Origin of the sequence: Bradyrhizobium sp. TM233 (genome assembly GCF_036247965.1) — a bacterium.
In the GTDB taxonomy this organism is placed as follows: domain Bacteria; phylum Pseudomonadota; class Alphaproteobacteria; order Rhizobiales; family Xanthobacteraceae; genus Bradyrhizobium; species Bradyrhizobium ottawaense.
Window position 1 is genome coordinate 498,241 of the sequence record NZ_BTIG01000003.1, and the last position, 21,915, is coordinate 520,155.

The 21,915-nt window shown below is 65.9% G+C and carries 17 protein-coding genes; 5 read left to right on the top strand and 12 right to left on the bottom strand.

Annotated features, from left to right (window positions below):
- Positions 1-242 precede the first annotated feature (242 nt).
- Complete coding sequence (locus AABA86_RS09540; protein WP_212250487.1) at positions 243-2,522, bottom strand: DUF1522 domain-containing protein; 2,280 nt, start codon at positions 2,520-2,522, stop codon at positions 243-245.
- Between the two features lie 322 nt (positions 2,523-2,844).
- On the opposite strand from AABA86_RS09540, the gene flbT reads away from it, so the two are divergent.
- Entirely contained in the window at positions 2,845-3,282 is a 438-nt protein-coding gene (gene flbT, locus AABA86_RS09545; protein ID WP_212250488.1) for a flagellar biosynthesis repressor FlbT, read from the top strand.
- Between the two features lie 97 nt (positions 3,283-3,379).
- Here flbT and AABA86_RS09550 read toward each other — a convergent pair whose 3' ends face one another.
- The 9 genes from AABA86_RS09550 to AABA86_RS09590 form a co-directional block, all read right to left on the bottom strand.
- A complete protein-coding gene (locus AABA86_RS09550; RefSeq protein WP_338306541.1) occupies positions 3,380-4,879 on the bottom strand; it encodes a pyridoxal phosphate-dependent decarboxylase family protein in 1,500 nt (499 codons plus the stop codon).
- Positions 4,876-6,129 carry a hypothetical protein gene (locus AABA86_RS09555; RefSeq protein ID WP_338306542.1) on the bottom strand — a complete coding sequence of 418 codons (1,254 nt, stop codon included), beginning with the start codon at positions 6,127-6,129 and terminating at the stop codon, positions 4,876-4,878. The genes AABA86_RS09550 and AABA86_RS09555 overlap by 4 nt, the downstream gene beginning before the upstream one ends.
- Before the next feature lies 1 nt (position 6,130).
- Positions 6,131-7,780 carry a hypothetical protein gene (locus AABA86_RS09560; protein WP_338306543.1) on the bottom strand — a complete coding sequence of 550 codons (1,650 nt, stop codon included), beginning with the start codon at positions 7,778-7,780 and terminating at the stop codon, positions 6,131-6,133.
- Positions 7,770-8,552: a hypothetical protein gene (locus AABA86_RS09565; RefSeq protein ID WP_212250493.1), complete on the bottom strand. Its 783-nt coding sequence runs from the start codon at positions 8,550-8,552 to the stop codon at positions 7,770-7,772. Before AABA86_RS09565 ends, AABA86_RS09560 begins: the two co-directional genes overlap by 11 nt.
- A 71-nt stretch (positions 8,553-8,623) precedes the next feature.
- Positions 8,624-10,507 carry a flagellar protein gene (locus AABA86_RS09570; RefSeq protein ID WP_338306544.1) on the bottom strand — a complete coding sequence of 628 codons (1,884 nt, stop codon included), beginning with the start codon at positions 10,505-10,507 and terminating at the stop codon, positions 8,624-8,626.
- 21 nt (positions 10,508-10,528) lie between these two features.
- Positions 10,529-12,412, bottom strand: coding sequence for a flagellar hook-associated protein FlgK (gene flgK, locus AABA86_RS09575; protein ID WP_338306545.1), 1,884 nt, complete (start codon positions 12,410-12,412; stop codon positions 10,529-10,531).
- Positions 12,413-12,445: 33 nt separating this feature from the next.
- Positions 12,446-14,722, bottom strand: coding sequence for a flagellar hook-basal body complex protein (locus AABA86_RS09580; RefSeq protein WP_212250499.1), 2,277 nt, complete (start codon positions 14,720-14,722; stop codon positions 12,446-12,448).
- Positions 14,723-14,899: 177 nt separating this feature from the next.
- A complete protein-coding gene (gene msrB / locus AABA86_RS09585; RefSeq protein WP_212250501.1) occupies positions 14,900-15,412 on the bottom strand; it encodes a peptide-methionine (R)-S-oxide reductase MsrB in 513 nt (170 codons plus the stop codon).
- 84 nt (positions 15,413-15,496) lie between these two features.
- Entirely contained in the window at positions 15,497-16,966 is a 1,470-nt protein-coding gene (locus tag AABA86_RS09590) for an NAD(P)/FAD-dependent oxidoreductase (protein WP_212250503.1), read from the bottom strand.
- A 179-nt stretch (positions 16,967-17,145) separates the two neighbouring features.
- Between AABA86_RS09590 and AABA86_RS09595 the strand changes: the two genes are divergently transcribed.
- Complete coding sequence (locus tag AABA86_RS09595) at positions 17,146-17,682, top strand: SixA phosphatase family protein (protein WP_212250506.1); 537 nt, start codon at positions 17,146-17,148, stop codon at positions 17,680-17,682.
- A 47-nt stretch (positions 17,683-17,729) separates the two neighbouring features.
- Positions 17,730-18,155: a universal stress protein gene (locus tag AABA86_RS09600; RefSeq protein WP_212250508.1), complete on the top strand. Its 426-nt coding sequence runs from the start codon at positions 17,730-17,732 to the stop codon at positions 18,153-18,155.
- Positions 18,156-19,035: 880 nt separating this feature from the next.
- Here AABA86_RS09600 and AABA86_RS09605 read toward each other — a convergent pair.
- A complete protein-coding gene (locus AABA86_RS09605; protein ID WP_212250511.1) occupies positions 19,036-19,272 on the bottom strand; it encodes a DUF1127 domain-containing protein in 237 nt (78 codons plus the stop codon).
- Between the two features lie 186 nt (positions 19,273-19,458).
- Between AABA86_RS09605 and AABA86_RS09610 the strand changes: the two genes are divergently transcribed.
- Positions 19,459-20,802 (top strand): aminotransferase-like domain-containing protein, encoded by a 1,344-nt coding sequence (locus AABA86_RS09610; RefSeq protein WP_338306546.1) that lies wholly within the window; start codon positions 19,459-19,461, stop codon positions 20,800-20,802.
- A gap of 21 nt (positions 20,803-20,823) precedes the next feature.
- Here AABA86_RS09610 and AABA86_RS09615 read toward each other — a convergent pair whose 3' ends face one another.
- On the bottom strand, positions 20,824-21,411 hold the full coding sequence (locus tag AABA86_RS09615) for a hypothetical protein (protein WP_338306730.1): 588 nt from the start codon (positions 21,409-21,411) through the stop codon (positions 20,824-20,826).
- Positions 21,412-21,477: 66 nt separating this feature from the next.
- Here AABA86_RS09615 and AABA86_RS09620 point away from each other — a divergent pair, with 66 nt between their 5' ends.
- A complete protein-coding gene (locus AABA86_RS09620) occupies positions 21,478-21,912 on the top strand; it encodes a hypothetical protein (RefSeq protein ID WP_271594853.1) in 435 nt (144 codons plus the stop codon).
- Positions 21,913-21,915 lie beyond the last annotated feature (3 nt).

Sequence of the window (21,915 nt, forward strand, 5' to 3'; positions counted from 1 at the left end):
CGGATTCACCATGTGCGCGATCGGAGCCGGACCGCGCTTCGTCGTATCATCATGATCACATGATGCTTTTTGGTGCAGCGGCGACGCGTTTGCCACTTGTCAACCATAACTCAGAGTGAGCAATTCGCTGCACTCGAACGCATCGTCCCGACTTGCCAAGCGGCGTTCTGATGCCGACCCAAAAAGAAAGCGGCGGGGCCGAGGCCCCGCCGCCGGATCTTGCTTGCGATGTCGTCCGCTTGTTAGCGGAGCAGCTGCAGCACGCTCTGCTGCGACTGGTTGGCCAGCGACAGCGCGGAGACCGCGATCGACTGACGAGTCGACAGCGCCTGGCTGTTGGCCGCCTCGGTGTTGGTGTCGGCCAGCGTGAGGTTGGACGAACCGGTCTGCAGCACGTTGATCAGGCTCTTGTTGAAGTCCTGACGAACCTGCACCACCGAGAGGTTCGAACCGAGGCTCGAGGCTTCCGAGCGCAGCGTGCTCGAGGCGGCGTTCAGGTTCGACAGCACCTTGTTGGTCGCGGAGTTGTCGATGAAGTCGACACCGCTGGTCAACGCGGCAAGACCCAGACCCTTGGAGTTGTAGGTCACGCCGGTGATGCTGAGGTTCGACTTGCCGGTCTCGTCAAACACCAGCTTGAGCTGGTCGCCGTTCAACAGGTTGACGCCGTTGAACGAGGAGTCCTGCGAGGTGGTGTCGATCTGGTTCAGGATGTTGTTGTACTGAGACACCAGATTGGCGCGCGAGGTCTGCGCAACCGTATCCTGGACGGGGGTGGAAGCCGTCGAGAACGTCAGCGACGAGGTCAGCGTGCCGCCGATCGCACCACCCGCGGCGCTCGAACCGATCGTCGAGGACGCATAGTCGTTGGTGGTCGAGACCGTCAGCAGGCCGTTGGCGTCGATCGTCGCCGTCAGGTTGTTGGCCTGAAGCTTCGTGTTGAGCTGATCGAGCGTCTTGACCGTGCCGTTGGTGCCGTCGCCGAAGGTGACGTTGACCGCCGTACCGCCGTTGAAGGACGAGAAGGTCAAGGTCTTGCCGCTGATGCCGCCGACGCCCGAGGTGCGGGCCGCGGTGAAGGCGGTCGCAGTCCCGGTGTTGCCGGCGAGGCCGAGCGCGTTCAGCGCGTTGCCGGTGCCGGTGACGGACAGGTCAGCATTGACGCCGGTGGAGAGCTTGAGCTGGCCGGAGGCGTTGATCGACGAGTTGGTCTGGCCGGTGGCGGTCGCAAGCGTCGCGGTGCCGTTGGCATTGACCGTCGCGGTCTGCACGCCGGTGGCAAGGTCGATCGCCTTCAGCACGTCGTTGATCGTGCCGCCCTGCAGGTAGACCGTCGAGTTGCCGGCGCCGTCAGTGAGAACGTTGCCGTTCGCACCATACCCGCTCGGAACGCTCGGAGCACCGGTCGAACCCGGGATCGGCGCGTTCTTGAAGGTGATGACGTGACCGTCGACGTTCAGCGTCGAGCCGTCCGTGATCGTCGCACCGAGCGAGCCCGAGCTCGTGGTCCGGTTGACGCTCACGGTGGCGTTGCCGCCGCCCACAGACGAGGTCAGGCCGAGAGACTTGAGCAGGTCAGCCTTGCCGGTGACGCTCAGATCCGCGCCCGTCGAGCTCTTCAGCGTGACGGCGCCCGCACCAACGCTCGAAGCGGTCTGGTTGAAGCTGGTGGCGAGCGTCGCAGCACCCGCGGTGATGGATGCCGTCTTGACGCCGCTGGCCAGATCGACCGCGGTCAACAGATCGCTGACGGTCGCAGCCGGCGTGCCCGCCGTGCCGAGATAGACAGTGGTGTTGCCGCTGCCGTCGGTGACGAGGTTGCCGCTGACGCCCGAGCCGGACGCAACGCCAGTCGAGGCCGGAGCAGAGCCCGAGCGGAAGGTGATGGTCTTGCCGTTCACGGTCAGCGTGTCGCCGTCGGCGGGCTGGGCGTTGCTGGCCAGGCCGGTGGCGGTGGTGCCGTTGGTCGCGATCAGGGTGATGGCGCCGGTCAGGGCCGTGGTGCCGTCGCCGGCCGTGCCCGCAGTGCCCGTGAAGGAACCGATGGTGGCGCCGAGGGTCGTGGTGCCGCTCGCCGCCGTGGTGCCGCCGGCCGCGCCGCTAAACACAACGTTGCTGCTTGCGGTCGCGCTGGCGAAGCTCGTCGTGCCGCGCAGGTCGGCCGCCGTCGCACCGGCGATGGTGGCGGAGACGTTCGACTTGGTGGAGTAGCCGACCGTGGTCTGCAGCGCCTGGTTGGCGATCGACTTCGCGGAGTCGATCAGCTTCTGCAGCGAGGTGATGCCGGTGTTGGCGGCCTGCAGCACCTGCACGCCGTTGGCGATGCCATCGAGCAGGTTGTTGATGTCGCTGGCGCGGTTGTCGAGCGACTGTGCGGTGAAGAAGTTGGTGGGATTGTCCAGGGCCGAATTGACGCTCTTGCCGGTCGACAGACGGTTCTGCGTGGTGGCGAGAAGATCAGCGGTGGACTGGAGGGAGAGGAGGTTCTGACGAACCGACGAGGAGAGGACGATGCCTGACATAACTCTGTTACCTTTCTGGTAAACGACGCTACTGTTACTCGTCTGCTTGGATCTAGGCTGACCCAGCGACCGGCGGACCGTGGCGCCGAGACCTCTAACGAAACATGAAATGAAACCCGCGCTTTTGCCGGGCCGCGCGTGATTCGGCCGGGGAAGCCGCGCAGATCGTCGCGCAGCCCGCACGGGTAGGACCTTGAAAATATTGCGATTTCCCGCGCAAATAGCAGGAATTTACAGCTCGTTAACTAATTGCGAGCGAGAATCACGTCTTAATAGGCCGCAACGAACGCTCGGTTACGAAAGCGTTGATGGAGAACAGGCAATGGCCCTTAAGGTCGAGCTCAGACCGCACGAACGCATCATCGTCGGTAACTGCGTGATTACCAACACGGACCAGCGCGCCCGCCTCCTGATCGACGGCGACAACGTGCCGATCCTGCGCGAGCGCGACATCCTCACGCCGGAGACCGCGGATTCGCCGGCGAAGCTCGTCTATCTGGCGGTCCAGCTCATGTACATCTCGCCGGATCCGCAGAGCCAGCACGGCACCTATTTCAACCTGGTGCGCGATATCGTCACCGCGGTGCCGAGCGCCTGGCCGATCATCGAGGGCATCAACAACAACATCCTGAACGGCGACCTCTACCGGGCGCTGAAGGATGCGCGCAAGCTGATCGCCTATGAAGAGAAGCTGCGGAGCCAGTTCGAGGCCACCCACCCCAAGGACGGGGACAAGGACGACGTGAGCTCCGCCGCCTGACCGCGCGCGTTCGCGCCACGCGAGCGCCCCAGTCCCGCAAACGACAACGGCCCCGGATCGTCTCCGGGGCCGTTGTCGTTTCAGCCATGCACCAGTGCTATTGCGCTGCGAGCGGCGGTGCCTCGACCTCGATCATTCCGTCGCCGCACCGCCGGCCGCCGAACTCCAGCACGGCCGCGACCAGCGCGTCGACATCCGCCTCCTCGGTGCGGTGATTGACGATCGCGGCGCGGATCGCAAACCTGCCGCCCAGCGTCGTGCTCGAGGGCGCTGCGACGCCGGACTCCTGGATGTCGGCGACGATTTCGCGATTGACCGCATCATCGGCACGATAACGGAAGCAGACGATGTTGAGGTTGACCGGCGCCAGCAATTCCAGCCGCGGTTCAGCCAGGACGCGGGCCTCCAGATATTTTGCCAGCGCGCAGCTTCTCGTGATCGTCGCACCCAGCCGATCGGTACCGAATGTCTTCAGCGTGAACCACGTTTTCAGCGCACGGAAGCCACGCGACAGATCGGGGCCGAGATCGCAGGGCCAGACCGCGCCCGCCGCAAGCCCCCTCGCTTCGCGGCGCAGATAGGCCGCGGGCTGCACGAAGGCCTGCCGATGCAGCTCGCCGTCGCGCACCAGCAGGAAGCCGGCGTCGTAGGGCACCTGCCCCCATTTGTGAAAGTCGAGCGCAATGGAATCTGCGAGCTCGATGCCGCCGAGCAGCGGCGCGAGCTCGGGCGAGAAGATCGCGAGCGCGCCGAAAGCGCCATCGACGTGAAACCAGATGCCCTCCTCGCGGCACAGCTCCGCGATAGCCTTGAGGTCGTCGATCGCGCCGATGTCGACGGTGCCGGCAGAGGCAACGACGAGGAACGGCTTGAAGCCGACCTCGCGATCGACAGTGATCTGCGCGCGTAGCGCGGCTACGTCGATGCGATGATCGGCATCGACGCCGATCTTGCGCAGCGCGTCGGTGCCGAGCCCGGCGATGTCCATCGCCCTGGAGACGCAGCCATGCGCGGCCTGCGACGTATAGGCCGTGAGCAGCGCGCCGTCATTGCCGATGCCGTATTGCCGCGCCAGCGTGCCGAGCGCAGCGTTACGCGCCACCAGCACCGCCATCAGATTGGCCATCGACGTGCCCGTGACGAAGATGCCGCTCGCAGATTCCGGGAAGGCGAACAGGCGGCGCATCCAGTCGACGATCTGGCGCTCGACCTCGATCGGCATGTGGTCGCGTCCGCCGAGATTGGCGTTGAGTCCGGCTGCCAGCATCTCCGCGATCATGCCGACCGCGGTGCCGCCGCCATGCACCCAGCCCATGAAGCCGGGATGGACGTTGCCGGTCGCATATGGCGCGACGTGATCGGCAAATTCGCGATAGACCTCGGCGAGGTCGCTCGCCTCGCGCGGCACGTCGGCCTTGAAGGCCGAGCGGACGTCATCAGGGATCGGCTGCCAGACCGGACGCGCCCGAACGTTGGCGATGCCGTCGATCGCATCGTCGAGCATGCGATGGGCGAGCGCGCGAAATTCGCTCCAGTCCTGCGGGTCGAGCGAGGTGCGCGCGACAGAGCTTTGCGCGTTGCGGATGATCTCGTTCATGTTGCGCTCCCCTCGCCTGCTCTTGCATGCCGCGACAGCATCGCCGAGAACGCCGCGAAGATCTTGCGCATCTGTGGCGGCTTGTAGGGAAACACGACTGGCGAATCCATGTTGTGCACGACGGCGGTGTTGTCGGCTTCGAAAACCAGCAGCTCGCTGCTCTGGTTCTCGGCGCAATCGACGATGAAATAATCGAGGCCGACGCGCTTGCTCATCTCGTCGAGCGCGCTTCCGTGGCGCGCCGCGAAGGCGTGATCGAAGTCGTGCATGAAGATCGCCTCTTCTGCACGCTTCTCCTCGCTGAACGCCATGTAGGCGTTGAGATACCAGATGTCCCAGCGGTCGGCGATTGCCATGTGACAGGCGTAGGGTTTGCCATCGACCATCGCGAGACGATATTTGCGGTAGAGCCCGTCGGGGCTCACGTAGTCGACGAAGCGCGCGACGAAGAAATCCTGCTCATCACGTTCGGCAAGATAGGCAGCGAGCGCGGCGGCATCGTCGAGCTTCGCGAGCCCGACGCCGGCATGCGAGCCGCGCGGCCGCGCGATCATCGGAAAGCGCAATTCACCCGCGATGTCCTCGCAGGCGATCCGCCCTCGCGAAAGATCGGACAATTGCGCGCGCGTCGCGTGGATGGTCGCGGGAATGTCGAGACCCGGCACGCCGGCCAGCAGCCGATACAGCTTGTCGCGATCGAGATTGCCGATACGATCGGGACGATTGAGCAGCGGCCGCGGCCAATGCGGCGCGGCCTTCTCGATCGAAGCGAGCGCCTCACGGCATTCCTCGGAATCGGAGGCGACCACGATGGCAACGTCGTGCTCGGGCAAATTCTCCGGCAGACCGACGCCCTTGACCACATAGAGCGTCAACAGCTCGATGTCGGAGCCTTCGAGCAGAAAATCGATCGGCGTGTTGCCGCCCATGTCGATGTCGGCTGCCAGCGCGAGCACGCGCAGGCCCGGCTTCAGGGCAGCGCTCGGCGTGCGAAACAATTGGTGGAAGGCCAGCACCTCCGACTGGATCGCTAGCCCTTGATCCTTGTCGCCGAGAAGCTGGGTGATCAACGACAGATCCAGCCCTTCGCCCGCCAGTGCGGTCCCCGCCGCGATCCGCGCCACCAGCTGGTCGCGCAACGGATGCAGGTCGACACCCTCGAAGGCCTGGCGCGTCAGCTGCGCAAAGCCGATGCGATCGGCATAGTTAGCCGCGGTCATGCGAAGCGGCGCGGAAACCGGATGCTGCATCTCACACCTCGAACGCGGAGTTTACCGGGACGGCCGCGACCGCGCCACGGTCGAGCAGCAGCTCGATCTTTACCAGCACATGGGCGATGCGATCGAGAATTTCCTGCACGTTGCGTTGCGCCTGCGCCATGTCCGGCGACCAGACCTCGGTCACGAGCCGTGCGCCGACGCAGAGCCGCAGCACGGCCTGCGGCGCCTCGCCCTGCCGCTCCAGCCGGACCGGCTGGCCGACCAGGCAGCGCTGCACGGCGACCTGCCGGTCCGCCGCGCTGCCGCCGATCGCCTCGTTCATGTCATGCGCGAGCGCGCGATGAACGGCTCCGGTCTCGGCGATCGAGACCGGCCGGCCGTCGCGCAGCAGGATGAACGGAAAGATCGTGGTTTGTGCAAATTCCTCATCATCCGCGTCGGCGGTCCCGATCATGGATGGAACGGCGCGAAGCGACGGCGACAGCGCGATCATGCTGTCGATGCCGGCGGCGAGCTCGGCGAGCACCTCGGCGCGGAAAGCCCCTGATACGGCGTAGTAGCGGCCGATCTCGGCCAGCGCCGCTTCCCAGCGCAGCCATTGACCGAAATTCGGACGGCGTTCGAAGCGCGAACGCAGCGCCGTCCAGGCCACCGGCCAATCACAACGGCCGGCATAGTCGAAGATACCAGGCGCAATCCCCTCGGCCCGGTCGAGCGACCGCGAAAGGCCCTTCGGCACCAGCACCGCACCGCTGAAGGCGGGCCCACCGAAGAATTTCGAGCCTGACATCAGCACCATGTAGCCGCGGTCGAGATAGGAGCGCAGCCGGCGGCGGCCGAGGCGGGCCTGGCAGGCGTCGACGACGATCTGCACCTTGCGCGGCCAGCGCCGCGCGATCTCGTCGAGACAGGCCGCGCTCGGTGCGCGCCAGCCGAGCTTCGATGCATCCATGATCTGGAGCAACACGGGCGCGCCTTGCGCGATCGTGGCCTCGATCGCATGCAGCACCGCGACATCGATGTCGGCGCGCATCGCAATCCCCGGCGCGGTTCCGAGCAGCGGCAGCGCAACACTGGCGCCGGCGAGCCCCGCAACCGCACCGTCCTTGCGAACCGCGAGGCCGCTCGCCGTCATGGAGCTGAAATGGTGCCCGCGGGCGGTATGGGTCGTCCCGCTTCCGGTCTGGTCGGCGCCGACCACGATCGTCACCGGCGGCGCCCCGAGCAACACACGCGCCAGGAACAGGGCGTGGAGCTGGGAGTCCGTGCCGGAGGGCGAGAACACGACGTCGACGCGCGGCGAGAGCTGGAGATGGCCGCGCAGCTCGTCCCGCATGTCCTCGCAGCGCGCATCGAAGGCGATCTCGACCTCGTCGAGCAGGCACTTGTGCATCAGCTCTTCGCGCGCCAGCGCGGCACGGTCGTAGGCCATTTGCGAGATCGTCGATGCGGTCGAGGAGGCGAAATTCCAGATCTCCGGCTCCGGCGAAGCCGCGCAGCCATAACCGTTGACGCGATCGCTGGCGTCGAGCGCCAGCCGCGGATCGCCGCCGGAGACGAGCAGCGTGTCCAGGGGTGTGAAGAGATCGCGCAGGCGATAACGCGAGCCGCCGTCGGGGGCGCGCTCCTGACCTGACAGACGGGATGCGCCCGCGCTCATCCCGGAAGGCTCACGCCGCATCGGCCGCCGCCGCGGGCGCCGGCGCGAATTGCGAGGCGATGTCGCCGTGGAATACCGACGGTCCGACGTGATCGAGCGAGCTCTGGATATCGGCCCAGATCTCGCCGCCGATATCGGTCCAGCGCTTGCAGAAAGCGAAGTCCTCGGAAAGATACGTGCCGGTCGCCGGGTCGATCATGCATTCGAACAGCGCAAACCGGTTCTGGCTCGCCGCCAGCGTGTCGTGGGAATGCTCACGGAAGAACTGCAAGCCCGCGTAGTCCGGATGGCGGCACATCGCCTCCAGCGCCTGGCGCCGGATCATCAGGAAGCCGGTGCCGGCGTAGCGCACGCGGGTGAAGCCGTTGACCACGACGATGCGATCGGGATCCTCGATCTCGAGCACGTAATCGAGCGAGGCGGCCGGCACGTCGGCCCGACCTGACTGGATCGCACGCGCGGCCTTGTCCCAGTTGATCCGCTTGATCGGATAGCAGCCGGCGACGACATCCGCCCCGCATTCGATCAGCCGGAACACCTGCTCCGGCTTGAAGCCGATATCGGCGTCGATGAACAGGAAATGCGTCGCCCTGGGATCGTCCAGGAACATCGCGACCAGATTGGCCCGCGCCCGGGTGATCAGCGCGTCGCCGTCGCGCAGCAGCACCTTGAGCTCGAGATTCGACATGCCGTGCACGGCGCGCTGCAGCGCGAAGATCGAGCTCGCATAGATGCTCGACACCTGCCCGCCGAAGCAGGGCGTTGCCACCACCAGTTGCATCTTGTCCGACATCGACAGCTCCGCCCCGCTCCAATCCTCACCAAGAGGTAAAGAGGCATGGTTAACGGCGCCTTAACGCCTCCTTACAGGAACTTGACGAGCGAGAGCTGCGCCAGGTTCGAGGTCACCTGGTAGGACGCCTGGAGGGCGTTCTGGAGCGCCAGGAGCTGGCTCGCGACCTCGTCCGGCGAGGCCGATTCCGCCTGGTCGATGATGGTCTGGAGCTGCGCCTTGGCCTGGGTCTGGCGCGTGCTCGCATCCTTCATCGTGTTCTGGGCCATCGCGATGTCGGTCTGGATGTCCTCGATGCGCTGCTGGCCGGGCTGCTGGGTCAGCGCCTGGGTCGTGCGCAGGCTCAGCGCGGCGACCTGCCCGCCCGAATACTGTCCGGTCGGCGAGGTCGAGAAGGTCCCGAACACCGCGATCGCCTGCAGCTGCCGGCGGATCGCGTCCTCGTTCGCCTGGGCGCCGTACTGCACCGTGACGGAATCGTCGACCCGCGCCATCGCGGTGGAGCGCGCCGAGCCGGGGCCGTCATTGCCAAGATACCACTTCACGGTGGTGGCCGAGCCGTTGACCAGCGTCGTCGCCGAGCTCGCGGGCGAAGAGCCGACGCGCAGCGGCGGCTGGGTGGCGGTCACAGGCGTCGTGCTGAAACCGAGCGAGCCCAGCGCGCTCGTGTTCGGGCTCGTGATGTTCAGGCTGGCCGCATCGTCGGTGTTGATCGTGATCGAGCCGCCATGGGCCGTCGACGGCTTCGACGTCCCCGTGATGCCGTCGATCTTGCTCAGCAGGGTCTGGATGCTGTCGCCGACGTTGAGCTGGTTGCCGGTCGCGCCCGAGGCCACGAAGGTCAGCGTGGTGCCGTTGACGGTGATGGTGTCGCCGGCGACGAAGCCCGGCGCGATCGAGTCCGTGGGGCTGGTACCGGACAACGCCGTTGCGCCGCTGATCGGCACGGTCGGGCCCGCCTGGCTGGTCTTGGGAGCACCGATCGCAGAGCTCGCGGTGTTGAAGAAATTGTCGCCGGCGACGATCGCGGATGCCGCCACCAGCGAGGTGTTGGCGAGTTTCGTGATCGCCGTGTTCAGCGCCGTGTTGAGGTTGTTCGCGGTGTTGGTCGGATTGACGGGGGTGCTGGCGTCGATCGCGAAGCTGCCGAGCGGCGTCGGCGTCGCCGTCGACGCGGTCAGGTCGATCTGCTCGGTCGAGCCGTCCGGCAGCGTGAACTGCACGCTCAGCTTGTCGCCATTGTTCGGGTTGACGCCGTTGAGATCGACCGAGAACGACACCGGCGAGCCGCTCGGGCCGGTGACGGTCGCGCCCGTCAGGGTCGAGGATACTGCCTTGAGCTTGAGCCCGAACGGCGACCCGGCGGCGTCTTCCGAGACCTGCACCGAACTCGGCGTCGGCTGCGACTGCACCAGGCGGCCCATGCCGTTGGCGCCGAGATCGGCGGCCTGGCGCTCGGCCATCACGGTCTTGAAGCCCGCCTGCGTCGTGGTGCCGTTGATGATGTCGCCGGCATTCGCAACCGACTGCGTGCTGATGGCCGTTCCGGAGAACAGATAGCGGTTGCCCGTCTGCGTGTTGAGCACGCCGACCATCGAGCCGAACTGGGCGGCGGCGGTGTTCTGCGCGATGGTCTGGCCGTTGACGTTGAGATCCTGCGCGGTGTTGGCCGAGCCCGTCTGCACCGTGCTGCGGATCTTGGTCAGCGACTGCAGCGCGGTGTTGGCGAGGTTGATGCTGACATTGACGTTGGTGATCGTGTCGGTATAGGCGGCGATGTTGGAGAGTTGCGCGCGCCCGGCGATCGCAAAGCCCTCGTTGGTGCCCATCCCGGAATAGTTCTGCGACAGCTTGCCGGTCGAGAGCTGCGTCGACAGGTCGGTGAGCTGCTGATTGATGTTGCGGATCTGCGAGCCGAGAACCGACGAAGAGTAGTTGATGCTGCTGATCGACATGGTTCAGAGCCCTGTTACTTGTTACACTTGAGCCTGGAGCAACGTATTCATCATGCTCTGCACCACCGACATGACGTGGGCGTTGGCGGCGTAGGCATTCTGGAGCTGGATCAGGTTCGACATCTCCGAGTCCAGGTTGACCTTGGAGGTCGAGTCGAACTTGGCCTGCAGCGTCGAGACCACGACGCCCTGGCCCTGCTGCAGCTGGGTGGCCTGGGTCGCGGAATTGGCCTGGACGCTCAGGAACTGCTGCAGATAGTTCGAAACACTGCCGGTGAAGGGCTGGCTCGCCGAGCCGAGACCGCTCGTTGGCGAATAGGAGAACACTCCCGAGGTGAGCTGCGAGTAGAGATAGTCCGAACGCGCCGTGTCGCCCGAAGGCGTCACCGGCGAGGTGTTGTACACCGACATCCTGGTGGGGTCGGCGACCAGCTGCGTGTTGACGGCAATGCGTCCGGCAAGGCCGGTCATCTGCGAGCCCGAACCGGTGATCGCGCCGGTGTAGAGCGCCTGTCCGCCGTCGGTGAACAGCGGCAGTTGCGGATTGCCCGAGGTCAGCGACGAGATCGTCTTGCTCGTCGAGGCCGAATTGAGCTTGGCAAGGCCGCTGTTGTCGTCGGTGATCCGCAGCGTCGTGGCGGTCGCCGGCGGAGGGGCCGCGGAGAAGGCCAGATGCGAGCCCGAGAGCGCGGTGTTGAGCACGGAGGCGATCGTGCCCATGCCGCTGGCGAAATCAACGCCGATCTGCATCGGGTTGGCGTTGGTCGCGTTCGGCAGCGGCAGCGCCGCCGGATCGGTGACGTTGACCAGCGTGACCTGGCGCTTCGTATTGGTCGCCACGTCCGTGTAGGTGAAGGTGGCGGTATTGCCCGGCAGCGCGCCGGAAAGGTCGATGTCGAAGCCGGCCGGCGGGCCGGACACGGTGCTGCCGGCCGTGGTCTTGTCGGACAGCGCGCTCGACATCGTCGCGGCGAGCTGGTCGATCTGGTTCTGCGCCTGCACCAGCGTCTGGTCGCGCAGCTTCAGATCGGCCGCGATCTGGCCGGACGAGACCACGTTGTTGGCGACGACGTCGACCTTCGAGCCGTTCGGCAGCACGATGTTGAACGCGCCGACGCCGGACTTGGCCGGATCGATGTTGTAGAGCGAGGTCGCCGACAGCGCACCGGCGGAAGCAAAGGAGAATTGCGAGGCGAGCCCGGCGCCGACGAGCTGGATGCCCGTCGTGGTGTAGATGTTGGCCTGGTTCGAACCGTCGGTGGTGACGCGGACGTCGACATATTTCGACAGCGTGTTGATAGCCTGGTCGCGCTGGTCCATCAGCGTCGCGGCCGAGGGGTCGTTGGCCGACAGGCCCTGCAGCCTGGTGTTGATGTCGGCGACCTGCTTCATGGCCGCGTTGGCCGCTTGCGCCGAATTGCCGAGATCCTGCTCGACGTTGGAGCGCAGCGACTGGATGCCCTTGGTGGTGACGTTGAGCTGCGTCGCCAGCGCCTGCGCCGCGCCGAGCGCAACGGTTTGCGCCGACGAGGCGCCCGAGCTGGTCGACAGCGCCTGCAGCGCCGTGGTGAACTTGTTCAGCGCGCTTTCGAGCGTGCCGCTGTTGCCCGGGGTGCCGTAGACATTCTGAAGCTGCTTCAGGATGTTGGCCATCTGGTCGGCGTAGCCGCTGCCGCCGGTCTCGGTGCGCAGCTGATTCAGCACATAGGTGTCGAGCTCCCGGCTGACGCCGGTCGTCATCGCCGTCGAGCCGAAGTCGCCGGTGGTGACCTCGATCTGGTTCGGGGTCTGGACGACGTAACCCGGCGTCTGCGAATTCGCGACGTTCGAGGAGACGATCGAGAGCGCGGCCTGGTTGGCACGCAGACCGCTCATCGCACTGGCGAGGGCTGAACTCAAACCCATATCACTGGCCGCCTTTGGTTACGTCACGCGCCGTCAGCGCAACACGTTCAGGAGATCCTGCACCATCGAATTCGCCGTCGTGATCACCTTGGTGTTGGCCGAATAGGCCTGCTGGGTCACGATCAGCTTGGTGAACTCGTCGGCGATGTCGGTGTTGGAGCCTTCCAGCGACGAGCCGCTGATGCTGCCCGACGCGCCGTCGATCGCTGGGCCCGACTGTTCGGTCGCGGCGTAGGCGCCGCCGTCCATCGCCTTGAGGTAATTGGTGCCGTTGAAGTGCGACAGCGTCACCTGGGCGAGGTTGAGGTTCTGGCCATTGGAGAAGGTGCCGACCACGAGGCCGCTGTTGTTGACGGCGACGGAGCGGAGCTGACCGGCGGCGTAGCCGTTCTGCGTGATGGTGTTGATGGTCACCGCGCCGCTGGTGCTGGCATATTGCGTCAGCCCACCCGAGGAGATGTTGAAGGCGACCGAGCCGAGCGACTGGCCGCTGACGCTGACGTTGTTGATGGTGATGCCCGAGCCGGCCGGCGAGGTCAGCGAGCCGTCGGCAGCGAAGGTGAAGGCCTGGCCGGTGTTGACCCAGCCGACCGTCGTGCCGGTCGCATTCGGATCGGTCTGGTAGAACAGGTTCCAGGTGTCGGAATGACCCGTGCCCAGCGACGCGCTGTCGGTCTTGGCCCAGCGCAATTGCAGGTTCACCGGCGTGCCCGCAGCGTTGTAGGCGGTGACCGCACCGCCGCTGATCGATTCCTTGGTGAACGTGGCGATGTCGTTGCCGATCACGCCGCCGGTGCCGGCCGTGCCGCCGCCGCCGCGGTTCTTGGAGATGGACGACGTGAAACCGAGCGCAGCGAAGGCGCTGGAGTTGTTGCTGGTCACCGTCAAGGTGGGATTGGCGATACCGGTGCTCAGGGTGATCACGCCGTTGCTGATCGAAGAGCCGCTCGCGCCGCTGAGTTGGTCGATCTGGTTGAGCAGAGTCGCGATGTCGTCGGTGATGTTGATCTGGTTCGGAGGAGTAGCACCGGAGGCCACGAAGGTGATCGTATTGGCGGGTCCCGTGCCGTTGACCTGGATCGTGTTGCCGGCCACGAAGGGCGTCGAGAGGACTTCCGCGCCGCCGGGCTGCGCGGTGCCACCGAGCTGTGTACCACTCGTAATCGCAGGGGTGGACAGCACGTTACCACCGCGCGTCACGCTGCTGACGCCGAGCAAGCTTGCCGCAGTGCCGCCGATCGTGACGTCGGCCGTGGTGCTGGACGTAATCTGGATGTTACCGCCGGCGGTCAAAGTCACGTTGGCGGCGGGGACGCCGGCTCCAGACGCGATCGCGTTGAGGACATCCGACATCTTTGCGGCGGTGGGCGATTGCAGACCAATCGTGGTGACGACCGGGGGGCCAGCGGCCGTCGAGACGCCCGAGACGGTGTTGTCGAAGTTGATTGTTTGTCCGTTGACCGTCAGCGACTTGCCGGCCAGGTTGGTGAGCAGGCTGGTGTTGAGATGCGGAGACACGGCGGAATCGAGCGACGTGTTGCTAGTCGCCGCCGCCGAAGCGCTGTCCAGCAGCGTCACCGTGCCGGTCGCGGTCGTCGCCGTATAGGCCGAGCGCAGATTGCCGGTGGCGGCTGCGCCTGAGACCGTCGCATTCGTATAGGGCGGCGGCGGCGTTCCGACGATCAGCGGGTTGGCGGCGAAATCGGACGGGTTCAGGCCACCGGCCGCCAGCAGCGTCTTGCTCGCCGCGGTCGAGCTCGCCGCCGTATTCGGCTGGGACGGCAGGTTCGCGGCGTACTGGATCGAGGTTGTCGCCTGGGCCGGGATGAAGTTGTTCTGGAATTTCAGGACGTTCGACACATTGCCGGTCGGGTTGCCAGTCTTCGGGTCGACCGTGACGCCCATCAGATAGTAGCCCGCGCCGTTGACCAGATTGCCGTTGGCATTGAGCTGGAAGTCGCCACGCCGTGTGTAATAGGTGACGCCGCTGAACACCGGCACGTTGTCGACGACGCCGGTCGCCTTCTGGATCGAGAAGAAGCCGTCGCCGGTGATCGCCATGTTGGTGGCGACGCTGGAGCCCGAGATCGTGCCCTGCGTCGTGATGGTGGCCTTCGCGTTGGCCGTCACGCCGCCCGCGACCTGCTTGCTCGGCACCGAGGCGTCCGGAATGAGATCGACGAAGCTGGTGCCGATGCCCTTGTAGCCGGTGGTGGATGAGTTCGCGATGTTACCCGAGATGTTCTGAAGCGCGTAGGACTGCGCCTGCAGGCCACCCACCGAGGTGTTCATTGCATCGAAGATACCCATAACTTTGTCTCCAGATCCGATCTCGGCGGCCGGTCGACCATGGCCGCAGTCGGAAGGGACAGTCGCAAGGGCTGTGCCAATGCGGGTATTCTCAGAAAATCAATGACTTAATGAAAAAGCCCCGGTCCGATGACCGGGGCACAATTGCCGGGACCGGCATTTATTGCCGGGCCTTCCTTACGTCGCGGACGCGGCGGCCGGGCGGAAGACCAGACCGAAACCGTCGATGCAATAGCGCAATCCGGTCGGCTTCGGACCGTCGTCGAAGACGTGGCCGAGATGGCCGCCGCAGCGCCGGCAATGCACCTCGGTGCGCACCATGCCGTAGGCCCGGTCCTCGGTCTTGCCGACATTGCCCTCGATCGGCTGGTAGAAGCTCGGCCAGCCGGTGCCGCTCTCGAATTTGGTCTCGGAGGCAAACAGCGGCAGGTCGCAGCCGGCGCAGGCGAAGGTGCCCTTGCGGTGCTCCTTCAGCAGCGGGCTGGAGCCCGGCCGCTCGGTGCCGTGGTTGCGCAGGATCTCATATTGCTGCGGCGTGAGCTGGGCGCGCCATTCAGCCTCCGTCTTCGTGATCTCGAACTTCTCTGCGGCTTTCTCGCCAGCCTCGGCAGGCGTTCCTCTCAGCCAGCGGAAGGCCCCAAGGCCGAACAGGCCGGCGGCAGTCGTCAACAGGATGCGGCGGTCAAACATCTCATTCTCCGTGCGGGAGCTCCACGCCCTGAGATACGGGCTCTGTCGGCCGACGTTACACTCCCGGGCGGAATTTCTCTCAACTTATTGGGAGGTGGCGCCATCATGCGAGGCCGGTTCCGCGGCCTGTTGTTCCCCTTGGGCCGCAGGTTTCGGCGGTGGGGCCGGCCGCGGCCGGACACCGGGCGGTGGGCGGCGCGGACCGGTGCCGGCGGCCCGATTGGCTTCGGCGAGACGCGCCTCGCGCTCCCTGTCCTTGACCCTGGCACGTTCGCGGTAGCGGGCGAGCGAGCCCGCGGCGGCGGAACTCGCCCTGCCCCAGATCCCGACCAGCTGGCCCGCGACCCGCCCCGTGGCGCCGCCCGCCCAGACCAGCTCGAACGGCGAGAACAGCTTCCAGCGCTCATCGCCCCACAGGATGCTGCGCGCGATCATCTGCCCGGCCATGGCGGAGGTGTTCATGCCCTGGCGGCCGAACCCGCTCGCCACCCACAGGCCTTTGCGCAACTGGCCGATCTGCGGCATGCCGTGCACGGTCTGGCCGGTGGCGCCGCCGAACATATCAGTGACCTCGACATTGCCGAGCTCCGGAAAGATCGTGCGGATCCGCCGCCTGACGCTGCCTGCAAAGCGCTGCGGACGCGCGGCCCAGGTGGTCTCAGGGCTCTCCCACATCAGCCGGTCGCCGTCGACGATGCGGAAATGGTCGACGCCGTCGGAATCCATCACCGCTCCCTTGAAGGCGATGATCTCGTGCACGCGCTCGCCGAGCGGCGCGGTGATCCCGGCATAGCGCCAGACCGGCAGCAGCGTCTCCGACAGGCGCCGCAACGGCGCGCCGAGATGGATGTTGCCCGCGAGCACGATGTGGGTCGCGCGCATACGCGCCGACGGCGTGACGATGCGTTTGCGGATGCCGGAATGATCGATGCTGACGACCGGCGTGTCCTCGAAGATGCGGGCGCCTGCCCGCCGCGCCAGCGCCGCAAGGCCGTGCACATATTTGCGGCCGTCGACCTGGAACGCTTTGGGATAATACACGCCGTGGAAATAGCGATCGGTCCTGAGCACCTCGCGGACGCGATCGACCTGCCAGCCTTCGACCTCGGTGTCGAAATCCTCGTTCAGCATCTGCAACCGGCTGATCAGACGGTCGCCGGCGTCGACGTTGGAGACCTCCAGCACGCCGTTGCTCGGGGCGATCCCCGGCATGTTCTCTTCCGTGGCGTTGGCGCGGACGAACTCGGCCCCCTCCTTGGACAGCGTCCACAATTCACGCGCGTCCTCGAAGCCGATGCGCTCGATCAGGTCGGTGAGCGGCAGCGCAAAGCCCGGCATCACGGTGCCGAGCTGGTTGCCGGAGGCGTTCCAGCCGATATGACGGCCCTCGAGCACCGCGACACTGGCCCCGAGCCGGGCCGCCTCCAGCGCGATGGAGAGCCCGGCAAGCCCGGCACCGATGACGCAGATGTCGGCGTCGAGATCGAACGACAGCCGCACGCGGTCGCGAAAGCCGGCTTCTTCCTGGGACACGCTTGTGAAAGTCTCGCTCATGTCGTTTTCTTAGAGCATGATCCGGAAAGCTGTGCAGCGGTTTTCCGAACAGATCATGGTCGAAATAACAACCTTAAGCGCGATGACGATTCGTTCTAGTTTATACCAACCAGGCGCTTGTCACCTTGTCCTCACCCACGTCTGTACATTATCCGCGACCGTAACGATTCGAGAATGCCATGCGCCGTTTGATGCTGCTGCGTCACGCCAAGACCGAGACTGACGCTCCGAGCGGCCGTGACCAGGACCGACGGCTCGACGATCGCGGCCACAAGGATGCCGCCCGGATCGGCGACTGGATCGCCACCCATCCGCCCTTCCCCGATACCGTGCTGGTGTCGCACGCTGTCCGGGCCCGGCAGACCTGGGACATCGCCTGGGAGGCGATGAAGGACCGCGTCCCGACGCCGCAGGTCGAGATCCTGCCGGAACTCTACGGCGCCGATCCTGCGCAGATCCTGGATTCCATTCGCACCGCAACCGCCCCGGCCGACCCGAAGCAATTGCTGCTGGTCGCCCACAATCCCGGCATGCACGAGGCCGCCTTGATGCTGATGGGCGGCGGCGATCCGGCCGGCGCCAGGGCGCTCGCCGATAATCTGCCCACCGCGGGGCTTGCGATCTTCGACTTTGACGTCAAGGATTGGGGAGACGTGGCCTACCGCCGCGGCAAGCTGGTGCTGTTCACCAGTCCCAAGCTGCTTCGATCGGGATGATCCCGACGGCCGGCAAAACGTGCTGACTGGAAGATTTGGAGGCGCAGATGTTCAAGTCCATCCTCGTGCCCATCGACCTCGCCGACACCGATCTCGCCAAGCCGGCGATCGCGACCGCGGCAACGCTGTCGCAGACCTGGAGTGGCGCGGTGCGCCTGCTCAACGTGCTGCCGATGACGCCGGTGATGCTGGCCGAATACGTGCCGGCCGATTTCGACGAGCAGCAGCGCCAGACCTCGGAAGAAGCCCTCGCCATCGTCGCGCGCGAATCCGGCATCGAGCCGAGCCGCATCTCCAGCGTGGTACGCCAGGGCGGCATCTACCACGAGATCCTGGAAGAAGCCGTGCACATGAAGGCCGATCTGATCGTGATGACCTCGCACCGGCCGGCAATGCGCACCTATTTCCTCGGCTCCAACGCCGGACATGTGGTGCGCTACGCCAAGTGCTCGGTGCTGGTGGTGAGGCATTGAGCGTCGCGTCCGGTCTTGTAGGGTGGGTTAGCCGAAGGCGTAACCCACCACTGTCTCTCTCCGCGGAAGCAGAAGAGGTGGATTACGCCTTCGGCTAATCCACCCTACGCATCTACAACAAGCCCTTGCGTTGCCCGTCGGGCAAAACACCAAGCAGCAGGTCAATCCACGCCGCCAAAAACATTCCACTTTACCGAAATTCGGAAATCACGTATGTGTCGCGACAACCCGGCCCAAGGAAGAGGGGCGTATCGCGATCGTCACGAACGCGGGTCGGGCGGCGGTGGACGTGGGTCACATCGGCGCGAAGGGTTTTGCAGGGCGGGCAACCGTGAGCGAAGACCTCGCGCACACGACCGGTGTGATCCGCGTACGGCAAAATCGTGTGGTCCTGACGCCCGGGGTCTGTGCGTCAAGTGTTGCGGTGATGTGGCGGCCCAACCGGGTCCGCGCGTCAGCCATCCGCAAGGCGACGGGGGCAATAGTGCAACGCTCCCCGGGGAGAGCACGACATAAGCCGTAAAGCCACTGCGCAGGGAAGGCCGGATGTCCTGGCTACACCTGTATGCCGCTGTGCAGATTTCGCTACTGCCTTTCGCACAGTGGACCGCGGGTGCCAGCCGGCGCCCGGTCTTCCCTGCGCCCTCTTTCAATTGAGGGTGAGGCGATCAAGCAAAGCTCGGGCGAGATGCGCCGCGAGGATGACAAACCATGTCTATCGAACAAAGGTCTCGTGCCCCGGACGCTGCGCAGCGCTTCTTCAGCGGTGCGCTGCAGGGCCGGGGCCCATGTGGCAGCACGCGTTGTGGCCCTCTGGGTCCCGGCTCTGCGCAGCAACGCTTACGCGTTGCAGCGCGTCCGGGACACGAGAGAGTTCGCCTCACAGATACCGCGTCAGCTCGGCCTTGACCTGCCCGTAGACGGCGTCCTCGATCTGGCTGCGCGTGATCCCGATGTCGCGCAGGGCGCGGTCGTCGAGCTCGTTCAGCGTCTTGACGGCCGAGCGGCGCTCGAGGCGGTTGAACAGCGCATAGGCGCCATGGGCGAGCGTTGCAAAAAATCCGCCCGTCGAGGATGGGCGTAAACTCCGCCCGGCAGTTTGCGAGATCGTGGTCATGTTTCTTCTCCGGCCTGTTGTCCCGCGCGGCGAAGCAGGTGCCGTTGGCGCCGACGCCGTCAGCGTCTGCACCTCATTTGCCGTCGGATTGCTCTCGCTCACCTCGGCTCAATCGTGGAACTTGATGGAACTTAAATGCTCCAGTACACTGCTCGGAGCAAGTAAAACATTGCTCTCGGTGCAATAATGTCCAAGTTCGAGTACGTGAAGCTTGCCGATGCCATTGCCTCGGATATCTCTAACGGCACGTTAAGGCCCGGCGATCGGCTGCCGCCGCAGCGCAATTTTGCCTATGACCGTGGTATCGCGGTCTCGACCGCGAGCCGGGTTTATACGGAGTTGCTGCGTCGCGGCCTCGTCGTCGGCGAGGTCGGCCGCGGCACCTTCATCTCCGGCGACATCAGGCGCGAGGTCGAGGCCTTGAGCGAGCCGCGCGATGCGCGGATCGATTTCGAGGTCAATTATCCACTATTGCCGCAGCAATGGGCGATGATCGCCAAGAGCCTTGCAGGGCTCGAGCGCGTCGAGGCGCTCGAATCCGCCCTGCGCGTCTCGACCAGCACCGGCACCAAGAGCGCGCGCAATGCCGCCGCCGCCTATCTCGCGCGCAAGGATTTCGCGCCGCAGGCCGAGCAGATCGTGTTCACCGCCAACGGCAAGCAATCGCTCGCGGCCGCGCTCGCGGCGCTCGTCCCCACCGGCGGCCGCTGCGGCGTCGAGGCGCTGACCTACCCTTACGTCAAGAGCATCGCGGCACGGCTCGGCATCACGCTGGTCCCGATTCCAATGGACGAATTCGGCGCGCGTCCCGATGCGATCCAGAAAGCGCATCGCGAGGCGCATCTGTCGGCGCTGTATCTGCAGCCCATCATCCAGAACCCGCTCGGCGTCACCATGAACGCGACGCGGCGCGCCGACATCATGCGTGTCGCCGAAAAGCTCGACCTCACCATCATCGAGGACACCGTCTACGGCTTCCTCGCCGACGACACGCCGCTCGCCGCGCTCGGCCCGGACCGCTGCATCGTGATCGACAGCCTGTCCAAGAAGGTCGCGCCGGGCCTTGCGCTCGGCATCCTCGTGGCGCCGCCTCACTTGCGCGAGAGCGTGATGAGCGCGGTGCGCACCGGCGGCTGGATCGCCTCCGGCCATGCGCTGGCGGCCGGGCAGCGGCTGATGGCCGACGGCACCGTCGCCGAGCTGACGCGGCTGAAGCGCATCGACGCCGCGCGGCGGCAGCAGACCGCCGCAAGGCTGCTGTCCGGCTACCAGCACGCGGCCGATCCGCGCTCCTATCATCTCTGGCTGACGCTGCCCTCACACTGGCGCTCGCAGACCTTCGTCGGAGCAGCAGCGAGGCGCGGCATCGCGCTGACGCCCTCCTCCACCTTCGCGATCGCCCACGGCCATGCACCGAATGCGGTGCGCCTCGCGCTCGCGCCGCCCACCTTCGAGCAGCTCGATTCCGGCCTGCGCACGCTCGTCTCGCTGCTCGGCACCAAGGAAGAGGATTTCGACTCCACGGAGTAGCGGTTGGTCGTAGCGATCGGTCTAGGGCAGCAGGGCTTTCGGCACCTGATCGAAGCGATAGCTCTGCGGCTGGTTGCGCCGCACGAAGCCGCCGACCTGCCAGGCGAACAGCGCGGCAAAGCCGAGGATAAACAGCGCGCCGGCGAACTCGCCGCTCACGAGGGCGCGGATCAACAGGCCGACCATTGCCACCGTGAGCACCGCCAGGAACGCCAGCACCGCCGCATAGGCCGTGCGGCCAAGCCCCGCCGTCAGCACCGCGCGGCTGCCCGCCTTCGCCATCCGGGCGTGCAGCGCGAGCATGAACGCGCGAAAGCCGTTGTCCTGCGGCGCCATCAGCGCCGCGGTCTGCCAGCTCGTCGACAGGATCGCGATGCGGCGGCCGCTGCTGTGACTGACATCGGCGCGAAAGCGGTGCTGCTGCATCGACACCGGGCGGAACGACAGCCGGATCGCGCTGATCTCGTCATAAGGCCACAGCGAGGTGCGGCCGCCGATGTGCCAGGACAGCCCCTGCTCCGTCAGCTCGAAGCGATGCGCCGAGCCGATCAGCGACGCCTTGTAGGCATAGCTCGTGACCGGCGTGGCCTCAGCTTCCGAAACCTGCATCTCGATCATCAATCCCCGTCTGCGATCCGCTTGCGCGATCGCCCTCGCCCATCCTACAAGCGAGGCATGGCTGAGACGATCTTTTTTCCGCGCCGCCTGATTCTCGGCGCCGCCGTGATATCAGGCGTGCTGCTCGCGCTCGCGGTGCACATGCTGGGCGCGCGCTACGGGCTCGACCTCGGCGGTCTCTGGCGCTCCGACACGCATGAGTTCATACCGGCGGGCGCGGCGATCGCGTGGTGGCTGATCGCGACGGTCGGCTTCTCCGGCGGCTATTTCACGGCGACGCTGATGCAGAGCGCCGCCGACGGCCAGATCCCGCAACGGATGCGGCAGTTCCTGATCGCGGTCGGCGTGCTGCTGCTCGCCGGCGCGGGCCAGGTGGCCTCGGCGCCGAGCCCGGTCCCGACCGTCTCGGGCGTGCTGGCCGGGCTCGCCGCGCTGTGCCTCGGCGCCGTCATGGCATTCTGCGGCGCCCATTTCGCCCTGCGCCGCGGCTGAACC

What these genes read in the sequence shown, in the direction of transcription:
- AABA86_RS09605 (WP_212250511.1), bottom strand. Translation starts at nt 19,272, where the DNA reads ATGACCACGATCTCGCAAACTGCCGGGCGGAGTTTACGCCCATCCTCG.
- AABA86_RS09610 (WP_338306546.1), top strand. Translation starts at nt 19,459, where the DNA reads ATGTCCAAGTTCGAGTACGTGAAGCTTGCCGATGCCATTGCCTCGGAT.
- AABA86_RS09590 (WP_212250503.1), bottom strand. Translation starts at nt 16,966, where the DNA reads ATGAGCGAGACTTTCACAAGCGTGTCCCAGGAAGAAGCCGGCTTTCGC.
- AABA86_RS09540 (WP_212250487.1), bottom strand. Translation starts at nt 2,522, where the DNA reads ATGTCAGGCATCGTCCTCTCCTCGTCGGTTCGTCAGAACCTCCTCTCC.
- AABA86_RS09580 (WP_212250499.1), bottom strand. Translation starts at nt 14,722, where the DNA reads ATGGGTATCTTCGATGCAATGAACACCTCGGTGGGTGGCCTGCAGGCG.
- AABA86_RS09615 (WP_338306730.1), bottom strand. Translation starts at nt 21,411, where the DNA reads ATGCAGGTTTCGGAAGCTGAGGCCACGCCGGTCACGAGCTATGCCTAC.
- flbT (WP_212250488.1), top strand. Translation starts at nt 2,845, where the DNA reads ATGGCCCTTAAGGTCGAGCTCAGACCGCACGAACGCATCATCGTCGGT.
- AABA86_RS09560 (WP_338306543.1), bottom strand. Translation starts at nt 7,780, where the DNA reads ATGCGGCGTGAGCCTTCCGGGATGAGCGCGGGCGCATCCCGTCTGTCA.
- AABA86_RS09600 (WP_212250508.1), top strand. Translation starts at nt 17,730, where the DNA reads ATGTTCAAGTCCATCCTCGTGCCCATCGACCTCGCCGACACCGATCTC.
- AABA86_RS09565 (WP_212250493.1), bottom strand. Translation starts at nt 8,552, where the DNA reads ATGTCGGACAAGATGCAACTGGTGGTGGCAACGCCCTGCTTCGGCGGG.
- AABA86_RS09595 (WP_212250506.1), top strand. Translation starts at nt 17,146, where the DNA reads ATGCGCCGTTTGATGCTGCTGCGTCACGCCAAGACCGAGACTGACGCT.
- AABA86_RS09570 (WP_338306544.1), bottom strand. Translation starts at nt 10,507, where the DNA reads ATGTCGATCAGCAGCATCAACTACTCTTCGTCGGTTCTCGGCTCGCAG.
- AABA86_RS09620 (WP_271594853.1), top strand. Translation starts at nt 21,478, where the DNA reads ATGGCTGAGACGATCTTTTTTCCGCGCCGCCTGATTCTCGGCGCCGCC.
- AABA86_RS09555 (WP_338306542.1), bottom strand. Translation starts at nt 6,129, where the DNA reads ATGCAGCATCCGGTTTCCGCGCCGCTTCGCATGACCGCGGCTAACTAT.
- flgK (WP_338306545.1), bottom strand. Translation starts at nt 12,412, where the DNA reads ATGGGTTTGAGTTCAGCCCTCGCCAGTGCGATGAGCGGTCTGCGTGCC.
- AABA86_RS09550 (WP_338306541.1), bottom strand. Translation starts at nt 4,879, where the DNA reads ATGAACGAGATCATCCGCAACGCGCAAAGCTCTGTCGCGCGCACCTCG.
- msrB (WP_212250501.1), bottom strand. Translation starts at nt 15,412, where the DNA reads ATGTTTGACCGCCGCATCCTGTTGACGACTGCCGCCGGCCTGTTCGGC.